Origin of the sequence: Citrobacter telavivensis (assembly GCF_041807075.1) — a bacterium.
Classification (GTDB): Bacteria; Pseudomonadota; Gammaproteobacteria; order Enterobacterales; family Enterobacteriaceae; genus Citrobacter_A; species Citrobacter_A telavivensis.
On sequence record NZ_JBGUBF010000001.1, the window covers coordinates 226,868 to 241,771 of the forward strand.

The following is a 14,904-nucleotide window of genomic DNA, read 5'->3' on the forward strand; positions in this document are numbered from 1 at the left end:
AGACGGCCTGTAGAACAGACACTGACTCCGCTTTTTCAATTCTGGCATACCCCTTGCAATACCTCTGTCGTGTAGTCGCACCACATGCCGAATTCTGACTGGAGGGGATCTATGAAGCTGGTTACCGTGGTAATCAAACCGTTCAAACTGGAAGACGTTCGCGAAGCGCTCTCTTCTATTGGTATTCAAGGGCTGACCGTCACCGAAGTAAAAGGGTTCGGACGTCAGAAGGGTCATGCCGAGTTATATCGGGGTGCAGAGTACAGCGTCAACTTCCTGCCTAAAGTGAAGATTGATGTGGCCATTGCCGACGACCAACTGGATGAAGTGATCGATGTCATCAGCAAGGCGGCCTATACCGGAAAAATTGGCGACGGCAAAATTTTCGTCGCGGAGCTGCAACGCGTCATTCGTATTCGCACCGGCGAAGCCGACGAAGCGGCGCTGTAAAGCCTGGCACACAGTAACGGGAAACGACAAAATGAAGATAGCAACGATGAAAACGGGCCTTGCTTCGCTGGCGCTGCTGCCAGGTCTCGCGATGGCTGCTCCGGCAGTGGCGGATAAAGCCGATAACGCCTTTATGATGATTTGTACCGCGCTGGTGCTGTTTATGACCATACCGGGTATCGCCCTGTTCTACGGCGGTTTGATCCGCGGGAAGAACGTCCTGTCGATGCTGACGCAGGTTACCGTCACCTTTGCGCTGGTGTGCATCATGTGGGTGGTGTTCGGCTATTCACTGGCGTTCGGCGAAGGGAACAGCTTCTTCGGTAACTTCAACTGGGTGATGCTGAAAAACATTGAGCTGACCGCCGTGATGGGCAGCATTTACCAGTATATTCATGTTGCTTTCCAGGGATCGTTTGCCTGCATTACCGTCGGCCTGATTGTCGGTTCGCTGGCTGAACGTATCCGTTTCTCCGCGGTTCTTATCTTCGTGGTGGTCTGGTTGACGCTTTCCTACATTCCGATTGCCCATATGGTATGGGGCGGCGGCCTGCTGGGATCGCACGGTGCGCTGGACTTTGCGGGCGGTACGGTGGTGCATATCAACGCCGCGATTGCCGGCCTGGTCGGTGCCTACCTGATTGGCAAACGTGTAGGCTTTGGCAAAGAAGCGTTCAAACCGCATAACCTGCCGATGGTCTTTACCGGTACGGCGATCCTCTATATTGGCTGGTTCGGCTTTAATGCCGGTTCGGCGGGGACGGCGAACGAGATTGCCGCGCTGGCCTTTGTGAACACCGTTGTGGCGACGGCCGCTGCGATTCTCGGCTGGATCTTCGGCGAGTGGGCGCTGCGCGGTAAACCGTCTTTGTTGGGCGCGTGCTCCGGGGCGATTGCTGGTCTGGTTGGCGTCACACCTGCCTGTGGTTATATTGGCGTCGGCGGTGCGTTAATCATCGGCGTGGTGGCAGGAGTGGCCGGACTGTGGGGCGTGACCATGCTCAAACGTCTGCTGCGTGTTGATGACCCGTGCGATGTGTTTGGTGTCCACGGCGTCTGCGGGATTGTCGGTTGTATTCTGACCGGGGTCTTTGCCTCAAGCGCGCTGGGCGGCGTGGGCTTCGCTGAAGGGGTAACGATGGGACATCAGTTGCTGGTGCAGCTTGAGAGCATCGCCATCACCATCGTCTGGTCTGGCGTTGTGGCCTTCATCGGTTACAAGTTGGCGGATTTGACGGTAGGTCTGCGCGTACCGGAAGAACAAGAGCGCGAAGGGCTGGATGTGAACAGCCACGGCGAGAATGCCTACAACGCATAACAGAAAAATGCCCGGTGAGGTTAACCGGGCAACCATCGGATACCGCCGGATGCGAAGCCCACGCCATCCGGCTTTTTCTTAGTTGCGATTGCGCATCACCCCTTCCTGAACGGTCGACGCCACCAGTTTACCGTCCTGCGTGTAGAACTCGCCGCGAACAAATCCACGCGCGCTGGAGGCCGACGTGCTTTCCACGCTGTAAAGCAGCCATTCGTTCAAATCAAACGGGCGGTGGAACCACATGGAATGGTCGATCGTGGCAATCTGAATCCCTTTTTCCAGGAAACCAATACCGTGAGGTTGCAGGGCCACGGGCAGGAAATTGAGATCGGAGGCGTAGCCTAACAGATACTGATGGACGCGGATGTCGTTGGGCAACGCACCGTTCGCGCGGATCCATACCTGGCGCGTAGGTTCTGCCACATGGCCTTTTAGCGGGTTATGAAATTCAACGGGGCGCACTTCCAGCGGGCGATCGCAGAGAAATTTATCCTTTAAAATCGGCGGCAGGAGGTGTGCTACCGTCCGGGCAATGTCGGTTTCTGATGTTAACCCCTCCGGCGCGGGTGCGTGCGGCATGGTTTTCTGATGTTCGAAACCGGCTTCTGGTGCCTGGAACGAGGCGGTCATATAAAAGATGGGTTTTCCGTTCTGGATGGCGGCAACACGGCGGGCGCTGAAGCTGTTGCCGTCGCGCAGAACTTCCACATCGTAAATAATGGGTTGCTGGCTGTCGCCGGGGCGTAAAAAATAGCTGTGAAACGAGTGGACCAGGCGTTCTTCTGGTACCGTTTCTTTCGCCGCATACAGCGCCTGACCAACGACCTGTCCACCAAATACCTGACGCAACCCTAAGTCTTCACTTTGGCCCCGAAAGAGTCCTTCCTCAATTTTTTCCAGATTCAACAATGTCAGCAAATTATTCAGTGCCTGACTCATACATGCTCTCCAGGTAACAACGACGCCGAAGCGAGATAGGCAGAGTATAACGCAATTTTAGAAGTGGTCCGATGGGTGCAATAGTCTGAAAAACAGACCAATTCCAGGCAAAAATAAGTGATGTGTGCCACACTTAGCTACGTTACGTTTTTGTTAACCACTCTTCCGGCGGGAGGAAAACCCGCTGGTGCAGAGATGATAAGGAGAATTTAATGAAGCTCATGCACATGGTAAGTGGTTTAGCGGTAGCAGTTGCTCTGGCCGCCTGTGCGGATAAAAGCGCTGATATCCAGACGCCAGCGCCGAACCCAAACACTTCAGCAACGGCCGCGCAGCCTGCGATTGCGCAACCTAATGTCTCGGGTACCGTATGGATCCGTCAGAAAGTGGCCTTGCCACCAGACGCCGTACTGACCGTGACCCTGTCGGATGCGTCGCTGGCCGATGCACCGTCGAAAGTGCTGTCCCAGAAAGCGGTTCGTACCGAAGGGAAACAGGCGCCATTCAGCTTCGTCTTGCCGTTTAACCCGGCTGACGTGCAGCCGAACGCTCGTATTCTGCTGAGTGCGGCGATTACGGTGAATGACAAACTGGTGTTTATTACCGATACCGTTCAGCCGGTTATCAACCAGGGCGGCACGAAAGCCGATCTGACCCTGGTGCCGGTCCAGCAGACGGCAGTGCCTGTTCAGGCAAGCGATGGGGCAGCGACCACGGTGCCTTCAACCTCGCCGACGCAGGTGAACCCGTCTTCCGCAGTGCCTGCCCCGACGCAGTACTAAGGCCTGTCTGACCCTCTCCATCTGGAGAGGGTCAATAATTCCAGCGATACCGCTGCAAATCGATCTGCCCGCTCCCGGACACTATAATACCTTCCGCCAGTAATGCCTGCCGTTGCCGCTGTAGATCGGGACCGGTCAGCGAAATTGCGCCGTGCCGATTCACCACCCGATGCCAGGGCAGAGTGCTGCCTTCGGGTAAACGTTTGAGCACGCCGCCAACCTGCCTGGCCGCGCGCGGAGAGCCCGCGAGCATCGCGACGTCGCCATAAGTGGTGACGCTGCCTTCGGGAATGGAGGCAACAATTTGCCAGACGCGTTGAGGGAAAGTGTCTTGTCTATCCATGGTTTCTTCCTGCGGTAATCCTTCAGCATAATCTGGAATGGCGGGCGCGGGAAGTTCCATTGCGCAAGAAACCAGCATCTGACTGCCGATGGCTTGCAATTACAGGGGGCAGCAGTGATAATGCGCCTGCGCGTTGGTTAACAACGCTCTCAATGGGGGCTCTGTTGGTTCTCCCGCAACGCTACTCTGTTTACCAGGTCAGGTCCGGAAGGAAGCAGCCAAGGCAGATGACGCGTGTGCCGGGATGTAGCTGGCAGGGCCCCCACCCATTTCTGCCGTCCGGCATCACATCTTCGTTTCTCTTCTTGTTGTTGTCATGGTTTTGTCATTTTTTTGTCATCAAATGCTGGCAGAGTGTTTTTGGGATGTTAAATCCTGGCGCTCCATTCTCTTATCACGCCGTGGCGATCCTGTCGTCGCCGGAGCCGTGTTTTGCCTGTCCACAAGGATTTTTACGATGGCTACTGCAGTACTGAATGTCAAAATTGATGAAACGTTAAAAGAAAAACTTCGTCATTACGCTGAAGTGAATAATGAGAATTTAAGCATCACGACAGAAAAACTGCTGCTGATAGCCTTCGACGCGGCGGCAGAGGCGGGGGTCTCGGCTGGCGATATCGATAGCCAACACACGGAAGAGTCTTTTGTTGAGCCACTGACTCCTAAAGAAATCAAAGCATTGCGCAGACTACTGAAGAAGAAAAAATGAAACAGCAAACGCTCTCCATCGCCAGTAACTATGGCGAAGCCTGTGAATTGCTCCGCTCGGGTTATGTTAAGCATGTTTGCCTGAGCTGGAACGTCGGCAGCGATGAATTTTTCCGCATTGCCTCAGACTGGTGCGATGCCGGCGCCAAAATAAAGAAAGAGGGCGATAACTTTATTATTTCCCTTAAAGGTTTCCCGGTTCCCCGCCAGCATTAAATAATCTTACGCACCTTACCGCTACTGGACTGTAGACGCAGTGTTTTCCAGAGCGGTTCCAGGGTGTTAAAGGCCTCGCGCAGGGTGGCTTCCGGCAAGGCAAACGGCATGCGTAAGAAACGATCAAACGCCCCCGCGAGCCCAAAGCGAGTGCCCGTACCCAGTTGAATCCCGACGCTTTCCGCTCGTGTGGCGAAGAGCGTCGCCAGCGTATCCGGTAATTCCACCCAAAAAGATAATCCGCCCTGCGGTTGCTGATAGCGCCACTCGGGAAAGTGCCTGCGCATCAGCGTATCGCAGAGCGCGCGCCGTGCGGCTAACTGTTGTCTGCGCTGCGGCAAAAATGAATCGGCATTATCCAGCAACCACGTAGTGGCAAGCTGTTCGATGACCGGCGAGCCCAGATCAACCGTATCCCGCGTTTGCACCAGCGCGGCGATGGTCCGTGATGGCGCGCGAACCCAGCCCAGACGCAGTCCGCCCCAGAAACTCTTGCCCGCCGAACCCAGCATGATCACTGGGGCATCGCGATGATACGCCGCCAAAGGCGGAGGCGGCGGAGCGTCGTACCAAAGATTCACCATCGTTTCGTCGATCACCAGCGTCGTACGCGTACGGGCAGCGATATCTGCGATGACTTGTCGCGTCTCATCATCCATACACCGCCCGGTGGGATTGTGAAAATCCGGCATCAGATAGGCCATTCTCGGTGACGTTTGGGCGATCGTTGCGGCCAGTCCATCCGTATCCCAACCCTCTGCGGGTAAGGAAACGCCTACCGGTCGACAGGAGGCACCCTGAATGGCGGCAATGGCCAATGGGTACGTCGGGTGATCGACCACCACACGATCGCCGGGACCGGTCAGTAAGCGCAGAATCAGTGCCAGACCGCTGACCGCGCCGTTAACCACCATGATTTCATCCGCCGTTGTCGGAAGACCTCGCGCACAGTAATGACGGGCGAGCGATTCACGTAAGCAGGGCAATCCCTGCGGCTGATATCCCGATGTCAGCAAGTGCGGCGGCATCGCAAACAGCGCCTGCTGATAAGCCTGATGGATTTCGGGTCCGGCACTGAGGGCGGCGGTGGAGAGATCCAGCGCCATCGTCGTACCGGCTCGCGTCGGCACTTCGCGAATATGACCCGGCAGAATCACGCGCGAGCCACTGCCGTGCCGACTTTCCAGATATCCCTCTTCCCGCAGTTGCGCCAGTGCGCTGGCCACGGTGGTCCGGCTGACGTCGAGGACCGCTGCCAGTTCACGTTCTCCGGGCAAACGGCTGTCGAGCGCCAGACGTCCGTCGAGGATCAGCAGACGCAGCGCTTCTGCCAGTTGCCGCCAGAGCGGGGTTCTTGATGCGCTGTCCTGCCAGTGCCCGAGCAGACGCTGGAGAGATTGACTTCCATAACGACGTGATGACATTGCAGTCCACTTTTTCAAAACTGGTCATTAATCATAATGCCAATTATAGAGAAGATGAATGCTATCTGAACGGGGAGGGTGAAAATGGGGCGTCGTCTGGTTCAACTTTACTTTGGGCTGGCTCTGTATGGGGTATCAACCGCGATGTTTGTGCGCGCGGATTTAGGTGCCGATCCGTGGAACGTGTTCCATCTTGGGCTGGCAAACCTGTTGTCGATGAAAATTGGCGTGGTGATGATTATCGTCGGGGCGCTGGTACTTTTGCTGTGGATCCCCCTGCGTCAACGTCCTGGGCTGGGCACCCTCAGCAATGTGATTGTGATCGGACTTGCCGCCGATGCCGCGCTGGCGGTGATGCCGGATTTCTCCTCCCTCCTCGTGCGCAGCCTCATGCTGGTGGCCGCCGTGGTGGTGAATGCCCTGGCGACGAGTATGTACATTGGCGCAGGCTTTGGTGCCGGGCCAAGAGACGGCCTGATGACCGGCATTCACGCCCGCACGGGATGGTCGGTGCGTACCATCCGTACGGCGATAGAAGTCTCTGTTTTATTAAGCGGCTGGCTGCTCGGCGGCACGCTTGGCGTTGGCACCGTGCTGTATGCGCTGGCGATTGGGCCGTTGATCCAACTCTGTCTGCCGTGGTTTCGCTATAAACCCCGGGCGCGGATTCAGACAGCATAGAAAGGAGAGGGCGACTACACTTACTCACGACTGACGCGGCTGGAATTGGCTTGCCGCGCAGTGGACTTCGGAGGTTTTTCTCATGAAGTATGTGGATGGGTTTGTCCTTGCCGTACCCGCCGAAAACAAGGAGGCTTATAAGGCGATGGCGGCAAAAGCAGCACCATTGTTTAAGGAGTTTGGTGCGCTTCGCATTGTGGAATGCTGGGCCGACGATGTGCCCGATGGCAACGTCACCGATTTTCGCATGGCGGTGAAAGCTGAGGAACACGAAGAAGTGGTATTCAGCTGGATTGAGTACCCGTCGAAAGAAGTGCGGGATGCGGCGAATCAGAAGATGATGACCGATCCGCGCATGAAAGCGTTCGGCGAGTCGATGCCGTTTGATGGTAAACGCATGATTTATGGCGGATTCTCTCCTATTATCGACGACTAGCGTGACTGGCTGTGCGGCGTGCCGCCAGCCATCTCTGCGTTATAAGCGTTTTTCCGCCCACAGAATAAACGCCTCTTTGGGCAGCGCTTTGCTGTACAACCAACCCTGTCCGTAATGGACGCCGTGCTGGCGCAGCCAGTCTTCCTGATTTGCCGTTTCAATCCCTTCTGCGACCATTTTCAACTTCAGCGTTTTGGCCATTTCGATGATATGCGGCGTCACGTTTTTGTACTCCAGCGCATCGACAAATGATTTGTCGATTTTCAGGATATCCACGTCCAGATTCTGCAAATAGCTAAGGCTCGAATAGCCGGTGCCAAAATCATCAATATAGATAGCATGTCCCGCTTTGCGGTAACGGGAAATGATTGGCGAGCTGGTCTTCGGATCGGCAAATCCCCGCTCCGTCAGTTCCAGAGCAATCTGCGAAGGGGCAAGCTGATACCGGTTAAGCAGTTTACTGAGCAGCGTCGGGAGTTTTTCAGAGGCGAGATCCGCAGCCTCAATGTTAATGGAAATATGCTGATCGGGATGTTGTTTCAGCCATTTCCCCATATCCTCAAATACCGTTTCGATAATTAAGCGGGTGAGTTGTTCGGTGAGACCGGTCTGTTGGGCCAGCGTGATGAAAATGTCAGGTGACAAGTCGCTGCCGTCGGTTTGCGGCCAGCGCGCCAGCGCTTCGCCCCCCACTATTTTTCCTGTCGATAACGAAATGATGGGCTGGTAATGAACCTTAATGTCGCGGTTGTTAATGGCATCCTGCAACCGGTGATGCGGTGACTGGAGGCGACGCAGAATGCGCAGAATAAAGGCGGCGGCCAGCAGCCCTATCAGGATACCGGCAGGAACCCAGATCAGCGCCTGCTGGTACCAGATTTTCTGTAGCGGAAGAGTGGACGCCCAACTGACGATGGTAATGCCCATTTCCGGGAAGGGGCGAATCTCATAAATAATGCCATGACTTTCCAGATGGCGAGGCGTGGTTTCCTGGGTAAATTGCAGGATATTCGGTGCAAGCGCGCCACTGCTGGCAATGACGGTATTGTATTTTGCGCCGATAATCGCAACATCAATCTGCCAGGCGCCAAAAGGGACTACGTCGATAAAGGAGGCGGGATCGATCATCACAATGTAGTCGCCATAGCCCAACGCCGCCATGTAGCGCTTGAATCCCAGATCGTTTTGCGCGGTAAACCATGCGCGGTAGCCGTCGTTGGTGATTTTCATGGGCGGAGGGAATGCGGCGGTTTGACTTTCCTGCTCCAGGGATGAGCAGCGTGGCACGTTGTTTTGCAGATACAGCACTTCCTGGACATAACGATAGCTGAACGAGATCCGCCGCATAACCAGTAAGTGTTCACGTGAGCACGGCACGCTCTTCACGGCGTTAATCTGCTGTAATGCTTGTTTCGCCTGGGTCACCACACGCTCTGAACGTTCAGAGACGCGCGCTGAGTAGGTATCCAACTCTTCAATGAATTTCTTTTCGACCTGGCGATGAGCGATCCAGACACTCAGCCCAACCGGAAGCAATACGGAGAGGATAAGCACTCCTGTTACCAGACTGACCAGATGTCGTGTTCTCACGCAGATATCCTTAATAACGCATTGTAGGGAAAGTATATCCGATCGCGAAAAAAGCCCTGTAAATGATGTCGTTAATCTGCCGGGTTTTTGATGGAAGCGTGGATTTTTACCGTTTTCGCCACGAAAGAACCGATATAAAGACAGAAAGGATTGAACCGCTGCGCGTTCAGCGATAAAGTAATGTTATGTTATAACATATATGATGAGGTTGATGAGGATAACATGCAGGTCTTGAATTCATTACGTAGCGCAAAGCAGCGCCATCCTGACTGTCAGATAGTAAAGCGCAAAGGGCGTTTATATGTGATTTGTAAGAGCAACCCGCGTTTTAAAGCGGTACAGGGAAGAAAAAAACGACGTTAAAGAAAGGAGAGGGCCGGATAGGAGAAATGACTATCCGGCAACACGAATGGGTTATGGCGTGGCTTCTGCACGGGCAAGGGTAAAGATATCGTAAAACGACAGTTCGCCCTTACGCGTCAACATCTTCTGTAATTGTGCTTTGCATTCATCATCGACACGCGGGGAGTGAAGGATGGTGCTAATCAGCGCTGAAGGTACAAACCGGGTGTTGTACCACTCGCCGTTGTAACACACCCTGAAATCCAGCACGTCGATATCTTCATAGCGATAGCGCGGGGCGACATCAAAAAAGAAAAAGCCGTTGAGGACGACAAACAGCACGACCAGCAGCCAGACAGAGTCGACCAGCGTTTCTGATTGCAGCATGACCGCCAGCGTGGCAAACCAGGCGACGTACATCCCAATAAACAAACCAGGATGCTTGCGAATAAAGCTGATGCTAAAGCGGGGCTTGTTATCGCGCTTCTCGCGAACGTTCAGATCGTCGATGGTTTCGGTGAGCAGGCGTTGTATTTCTGTCATTTTTTGCCTTCGTGATTTTCGCTACTTACAGGGGAACGCCCTATTTTAAGTGGGCGATTAGCGTGAAGAAAGTAACAGATCAATCACAATTTAGCATAACAGTTACAATTCCGTTTACAGTGTTTTAATAATCCGTGCCGGATTACCGCCCACCACCACGTTAGCCGGTACGTTTTTGGTCACCACCGCGCCGGAGGCGACAACCACGTTGTCACCAATGCTGACGCCGGGATTAATGACCGCACGCCCACCAATCCAGACATTATTACCAATCGTGACGGGCTTGCCGAATTCCAGTCCACTATTGCGCTCTGTCGCATCCAGCGGATGCGTGGCGGTATAGATATGGACGCCGGGAGCCAGCATACAGTTATCACCAATATGAATCGGACAGACGTCGAGCATGACGCAGTCGAAATTGGCGTAAAAGTCTTTACCCAGAAAGATGTTGTAACCGTAGTCACAGCGAAATGGCGGCTCTATGTAAGGCTGATCGCACTGGCCTAACAGGGTGTGGAGGATTGCCAGGCGTTCGGCTTTTTCATCCGGGGCGGTGAGATTGTAGCGGTGAACGAATCGACGCGCCTGCAACCTGTCATAGCGCAGGGTTTCATCTGCCGGGCGATATCGCTCACCCGCTATCATTTTCTGTTTCTCGTCACTCATCCTGCGCTCTCTGACTGTTCACCGGTGAGGTACTACAGTAGAAGGTCAGTGATGGCCAGGGAACGTTCCCTGATTGGTATTGTGACGCAAGTCACAATAGTTGTTCTATTGTTATTGTGAGGATGAAAAATGTTCCCCAGGAAAACGTCCGTATTTCCTGATGCGACAGTAATCAAATTAACGAATGAATTTCCAGACGGAGGAGGGGATCTTGTCGTAAAGTTTATTCATCGTCAATTCTGCAAGGCGGTGATCGGCGGCTGAGTAAAATACAGCCAATTCATTGTCAGACAATTCATATTTATTTTTCTCGATCACGCGCTCAAGCGTGTCAATTGTCTGACAGCGTCGCAAACGCATCAAATAATCAGTTTTAGTTAATGGTTTATCGGACATAAATCTTACCTATGATTGTAATAGTTTTTAACAAGACAAACTAACAGGATTAGCCCTGGTGGCATTCACAAAGCAGCGGAACAAGCGATTACCGGATTTCCGCCATTTCTGCAGATCCTGCGCATTAATGCCATAACTGCTGAACAACATAAATGTGTCGTCCAGATATTCATCAATCTGCTCAATCAGCTTATTGTCCTCATTATACTTAATTTTATAATTAAGTGCGAAGGTTGCAATATGCTCTATCAGTTCGTTGAGTTGAAGGTTGATTGCCGAGGTTGGGTCGTTAACCCAGCCATGATTGCTTTCTTCAAGGTTTGCAAGACAGTCGTGATAGAGCGTTTCACAAAGAAATTTAAGTTGCGCTATATCATGTCTTTTGGGTGAGTATTCATCCATAACGCATCCCCTTCTTAGTGGCTTGAACTAACCGAACACCTTTCGGGATGGGTACAACTAAACTGACCTGGAACTTGCCTTCGACGCCTGATGATTTAACTATAATCTACTCTAAAAAAGATTTCATCGTTATATTACGAAAAATTACAATTAACGTAATACGAGAGAATGTGAAGGTTTGTGCATTTTTCCCATTATAGCATGTCGCCAGCCCATTCAGGAATGAGATAATTACGCGATTATTTTGCAATTCATCAGATTATCTTCTCTTTCCATCCACCTTGTTCGCCCAGGCGCGAAACCAGATACAGACTTATCCCCAGGAATTGTCTTAATAATGAGTTATTAAGCCGGGAATAAGCCCTAAGCCAAATGGCCAGAAATAGCCTTTATCTTCTTGTGTATTATAACCTTTATTACCCGCAACCAAAAGTCAACAAAGTATCAATAAGGCCTTTTGCTGATTTCATTCGAAAAAAAGGCCGCTTGCGCGGCCTTTTATCTGGTGAGTATCAGTGATGTTCTACGGAATGGCTGTGCTCAATATCTTCACTTTTCCGGCTGAAGCGGCGGCGCACCACCACAAAGAAGACCGGAACGAAGAAGATAGCCAGAACCGTCGCGGTGACCATCCCGCCCATTACGCCTGTACCTACGGCGTTCTGTGCGCCGGAACCGGCACCAGAGCTGATAACCAACGGCATAACGCCCAGAATGAACGCCAGAGAGGTCATCAGGATCGGACGTAAACGCATACGTACCGCTTCCAGTGTTGCCTCTACCAGGCCTTTGCCCTCTTTATCCATCAGATCTTTGGCGAATTCGACGATCAATATCGCGTTCTTCGCCGACAACCCAATGGTTGTGAGCAGGCCCACCTGGAAGTAAACGTCGTTGGTCAGTCCGCGGAAAGTGGCCGCCAACAGGGCACCAATAACCCCAAGCGGAACCACCAGCATAACCGAGAACGGGATTGACCAGCTCTCATACAGCGCCGCCAGACACAGGAAGACGACGATCAGCGAGATGGCATACAGGGCAGGGGCCTGGTTACCGGACAGGCGTTCCTGATAGGACATCCCCGTCCAGTCATAGCCGATGCCGGATGGCAGCTTACTGGCCAACTCTTCCATCATTGCCATTGCTTCACCGGTACTCTTACCCGGCGCCGCCTGACCTAAGATCTCCATTGACGGCAGACCGTTATAGCGTTCCAGACGCGGTGAACCGTACTCCCAACGAGATGATGAAAATGCAGAGAACGGTACCATCTGACCATCACTGCCGCGCACATACCAGTTACCAATATCGTCCGGCAGCATGCGGTATTTCGCTTCGGACATCACGTAAACTTTCTTCACACGACCACGGTCGATAAAGTCATTCACGTAGCTTCCGCCCCATGCGGCACCCAGCGTGGTATTAATATCGCTAATGGAAACGCCCAGAGCCTGTGCTTTTTCCTGGTCGATATCAATCTTGAACTGCGGGGTATCTTCCAGACCGTTAGGGCGAACACCGACTAACAGATCGGGATGCTTTGCAATCTCGCCAAACAACTGGTTACGTGCCTGCGTGAGTTTGTCATGCCCCAGGTTAGCCTGGTCAATTAACTGGAAGTCAAAACCGGTAGCGGTCCCCAGTTCCACAATTGCTGGCAAGTTAAAGGCAAACACCATTGCATCTTTAATGGCGGCAAAGTGCGCACTTGCACGTCCTGCAATGGCGGGCACTTTGTTTTCTTCACCAGGACGATCTTCCCAATTTTTGAGAGAAATAAAAGCAAGACCGGTGTTTTGACCACGACCTGAGAATCCAAAGCCGTTTACGGTAAACACAGAATTAACGTTGGCTTTTTCGTCCTTCAGATAATAGTCCGTTACTTCATCAAGGACTTTTTGCGTACGTTCCTGCGTTGCGCCAGCCGGAAGCTGCGCCATGGTCAGGAATACCCCCTGGTCTTCATCCGGCAGGAAGGAACTTGGCAGACGGACGAACAGAAACGCCATGCCGACCACGATGATCAGATACAGCAGCAAGTAACGACCTGTACTGCGCAGGATGTTGCCTACGCTGTCGGTGTAGTGGTGCGTGCTCTTATCGAACATGCGGTTAAACCAGCCGAAGAAGCCTTTTTTGCCTTCTCCATGATCGCCTTTGGCAACCGGCTTAAGCATGGTGGCACAAAGCGCGGGCGTCAGGATCATCGCCACCAGAACAGAAAGCACCATTGCCGAAACGATGGTAATAGAGAATTGGCGATAAATGGCCCCGGTTGAACCACCAAAGAAGGCCATTGGAATAAATACCGCCGACAATACCATCGCGATACCGACCAGTGCGCCCTGAATCTGGCCCATCGATTTTCGCGTGGCTTCCTTCGGTGGTAGCCCCTCTTCGGACATGACACGCTCGACGTTCTCGACCACCACGATGGCGTCATCCACCAACAGACCTATGGCGAGAACCATACCAAACATGGTCAACGTATTTATTGAGAAACCAAATGCTGCGAGTATTGCAAATGTGCCTAACAGAACGACCGGAACGGCGATTGTCGGAATCAGCGTTGCGCGGAAGTTTTGCAGGAACAGGTACATAACAATAAATACCAGTACGATAGCTTCAACCAGCGTCTTCACTACTTCGTTAATCGAGATTTTAACGAAAGGTGTTGTATCGTAAGGGTAAACGACTTTCAGACCGTGCGGGAAGAAAGGTTCCAGTTTCGCGATTGTCGCGCGGACTGCGTTTGCCGTATCCAGCGCGTTTGCACCTGTTGCCAGTTTGATCCCCAAACCGGATGCTGGCTGCCCATTGTATTTCGCGATGACATCATAACTCTCGCCACCAAGTTCAATACGCGCGACATCACTCAGGCGAACCCGAGAACCATCCTGATTCACTTTCAGCAAAATTTTGCCGAACTCTTCGGTCGAGGTCAGACGCGTCTGAGCAATAATGGAGGCGTTAAGTTGCTGACCTTTTACCGGTGGCGTACCACCGAGCTGACCGGCTGCAACCTGGGCGTTTTGCGCTTTGATTGCCGCAATAACGTCTACCGGCGTTAACTGGTATTTATTTAGCTCGGTCGGATCCATCCAAATGCGCATAGCATATTGGGCACCGAACAACTGGACGTCACCCACGCCGCTGGTACGGCTGACAGGATCTTTTACGGTTGCACCGACATAGTCAGCGATATCTTCCTGCGTCATTGAGCCGTCAGTACTGATCATCCCCATAACCATCAGGAAGCTACTGGAGGATTTCTCAACGCTCACGCCCTGTTGCTGTACTTCTTGCGGAAGTAACGGCATTGCCAACTGCAGCTTGTTCTGCACCTGAACCTGGGCGATATCCGCATCCGTACCGGAGTCAAAGGTAATCGTAATCTGAACGGTACCTGAAGAGTCACTGGTTGAGGACATATAGAGCAGGTTATCGATACCGTTCATATTTTGTTCGATAACCTGCGTCACGGTATCTTGAACCGTTTTCGCATCAGCACCAGGATAGCTCGCAGAGATCGTGATTGCAGGTGGCGCAATCGTCGGATACTGCGCCACCGGCAATTTGAGGATCGCGAGACCCCCTGCCAGCATGATGATGATGGCGATAACCCATGCAAAGATAGGGCGATCGATAAAAAACTTAGCCATGTCTTA

The 14,904-nt window shown here is 52.8% G+C and carries 17 protein-coding genes and 1 other RNA gene; 9 read left to right on the top strand and 9 right to left on the bottom strand.

The window, feature by feature from the left end; translation table 11 throughout:
* The first annotated feature begins 111 nt into the window (after positions 1–111).
* Positions 112–450, top strand: a complete 339-nt coding sequence (gene glnK / locus ACERJC_RS01040) for a P-II family nitrogen regulator (RefSeq protein ID WP_002891893.1) — start codon at positions 112–114, stop codon at positions 448–450.
* 31 nt (positions 451–481) lie between these two features.
* On the top strand, positions 482–1,768 hold the full coding sequence (amtB, locus tag ACERJC_RS01045; protein ID WP_042324477.1) for an ammonium transporter AmtB: 1,287 nt from the start codon (positions 482–484) through the stop codon (positions 1,766–1,768).
* 78 nt (positions 1,769–1,846) lie between these two features.
* Here the strand turns inward: amtB and tesB are convergent, their stop codons facing one another.
* Positions 1,847–2,707 carry an acyl-CoA thioesterase II gene (gene tesB, locus ACERJC_RS01050; protein ID WP_178826122.1) on the bottom strand — a complete coding sequence of 287 codons (861 nt, stop codon included), beginning with the start codon at positions 2,705–2,707 and terminating at the stop codon, positions 1,847–1,849.
* Positions 2,708–2,919: 212 nt separating this feature from the next.
* On the opposite strand from tesB, the gene ACERJC_RS01055 reads away from it, so the two are divergent.
* Positions 2,920–3,489 carry a YbaY family lipoprotein gene (locus tag ACERJC_RS01055; protein WP_152405635.1) on the top strand — a complete coding sequence of 190 codons (570 nt, stop codon included), beginning with the start codon at positions 2,920–2,922 and terminating at the stop codon, positions 3,487–3,489.
* Between the two features lie 31 nt (positions 3,490–3,520).
* Here the strand turns inward: ACERJC_RS01055 and ACERJC_RS01060 are convergent, their stop codons facing one another.
* A complete protein-coding gene (locus ACERJC_RS01060) occupies positions 3,521–3,832 on the bottom strand; it encodes an MGMT family protein (protein WP_199800596.1) in 312 nt (103 codons plus the stop codon).
* A gap of 162 nt (positions 3,833–3,994) precedes the next feature.
* On the opposite strand from ACERJC_RS01060, the gene ffs reads away from it, so the two are divergent.
* The 3 genes from ffs to ACERJC_RS01075 all read left to right on the top strand — a co-directional run bounded on the left by ffs (position 3,995) and on the right by ACERJC_RS01075 (position 4,756).
* Positions 3,995–4,091, top strand: an RNA gene (ffs, locus tag ACERJC_RS01065) — signal recognition particle sRNA small type.
* A 198-nt stretch (positions 4,092–4,289) separates the two neighbouring features.
* Positions 4,290–4,541, top strand: coding sequence for a hypothetical protein (locus tag ACERJC_RS01070; RefSeq protein WP_152405633.1), 252 nt, complete (start codon positions 4,290–4,292; stop codon positions 4,539–4,541).
* Positions 4,538–4,756, top strand: a complete 219-nt coding sequence (locus ACERJC_RS01075) for a hypothetical protein (RefSeq protein ID WP_042324470.1) — start codon at positions 4,538–4,540, stop codon at positions 4,754–4,756. Before ACERJC_RS01070 ends, ACERJC_RS01075 begins: the two co-directional genes overlap by 4 nt.
* Here the strand turns inward: ACERJC_RS01075 and yczR are convergent.
* A complete protein-coding gene (gene yczR, locus ACERJC_RS01080) occupies positions 4,753–6,180 on the bottom strand; it encodes a MocR-like transcription factor YczR (RefSeq protein ID WP_371895193.1) in 1,428 nt (475 codons plus the stop codon). The genes ACERJC_RS01075 and yczR overlap by 4 nt on opposite strands.
* Before the next feature lie 84 nt (positions 6,181–6,264).
* On the opposite strand from yczR, the gene yczE reads away from it, so the two are divergent.
* Positions 6,265–6,861 carry a membrane protein YczE gene (gene yczE / locus ACERJC_RS01085; protein ID WP_152405631.1) on the top strand — a complete coding sequence of 199 codons (597 nt, stop codon included), beginning with the start codon at positions 6,265–6,267 and terminating at the stop codon, positions 6,859–6,861.
* Positions 6,862–6,943: 82 nt separating this feature from the next.
* Entirely contained in the window at positions 6,944–7,297 is a 354-nt protein-coding gene (locus ACERJC_RS01090; protein WP_373670841.1) for a DUF1428 domain-containing protein, read from the top strand.
* A 39-nt stretch (positions 7,298–7,336) separates the two neighbouring features.
* Here ACERJC_RS01090 and pdeB read toward each other — a convergent pair whose 3' ends face one another.
* Positions 7,337–8,887 (bottom strand): cyclic di-3',5'-guanosine monophosphate phosphodiesterase PdeB, encoded by a 1,551-nt coding sequence (gene pdeB, locus ACERJC_RS01095; RefSeq protein WP_373670842.1) that lies wholly within the window; start codon positions 8,885–8,887, stop codon positions 7,337–7,339.
* Between the two features lie 222 nt (positions 8,888–9,109).
* Between pdeB and ykgO the strand changes: the two genes are divergently transcribed.
* Positions 9,110–9,250, top strand: coding sequence for a type B 50S ribosomal protein L36 (gene ykgO / locus ACERJC_RS01100; RefSeq protein WP_003859006.1), 141 nt, complete (start codon positions 9,110–9,112; stop codon positions 9,248–9,250).
* A gap of 51 nt (positions 9,251–9,301) precedes the next feature.
* Here ykgO and ACERJC_RS01105 read toward each other — a convergent pair whose 3' ends face one another.
* The 5 genes from ACERJC_RS01105 to acrB all read right to left on the bottom strand — a co-directional run bounded on the left by ACERJC_RS01105 (position 9,302) and on the right by acrB (position 14,898).
* Positions 9,302–9,772: a YlaC family protein gene (locus ACERJC_RS01105; RefSeq protein ID WP_152405628.1), complete on the bottom strand. Its 471-nt coding sequence runs from the start codon at positions 9,770–9,772 to the stop codon at positions 9,302–9,304.
* A 114-nt stretch (positions 9,773–9,886) separates the two neighbouring features.
* The gene (maa, locus tag ACERJC_RS01110; RefSeq protein WP_373670843.1) at positions 9,887–10,438 is read right to left on the bottom strand and encodes a maltose O-acetyltransferase; all 552 of its coding nucleotides are present in this window, start codon (positions 10,436–10,438) and stop codon (positions 9,887–9,889) included.
* 177 nt (positions 10,439–10,615) lie between these two features.
* Positions 10,616–10,834, bottom strand: a complete 219-nt coding sequence (gene hha, locus ACERJC_RS01115) for a hemolysin expression-modulating protein Hha (protein ID WP_001280991.1) — start codon at positions 10,832–10,834, stop codon at positions 10,616–10,618.
* A gap of 27 nt (positions 10,835–10,861) precedes the next feature.
* Positions 10,862–11,236 carry an Hha toxicity modulator TomB gene (gene tomB / locus ACERJC_RS01120; RefSeq protein WP_042324455.1) on the bottom strand — a complete coding sequence of 125 codons (375 nt, stop codon included), beginning with the start codon at positions 11,234–11,236 and terminating at the stop codon, positions 10,862–10,864.
* Between the two features lie 512 nt (positions 11,237–11,748).
* Positions 11,749–14,898 (bottom strand): multidrug efflux RND transporter permease subunit AcrB, encoded by a 3,150-nt coding sequence (gene acrB / locus ACERJC_RS01125; RefSeq protein WP_371895189.1) that lies wholly within the window; start codon positions 14,896–14,898, stop codon positions 11,749–11,751.
* Positions 14,899–14,904: the final 6 nt, after the last annotated feature.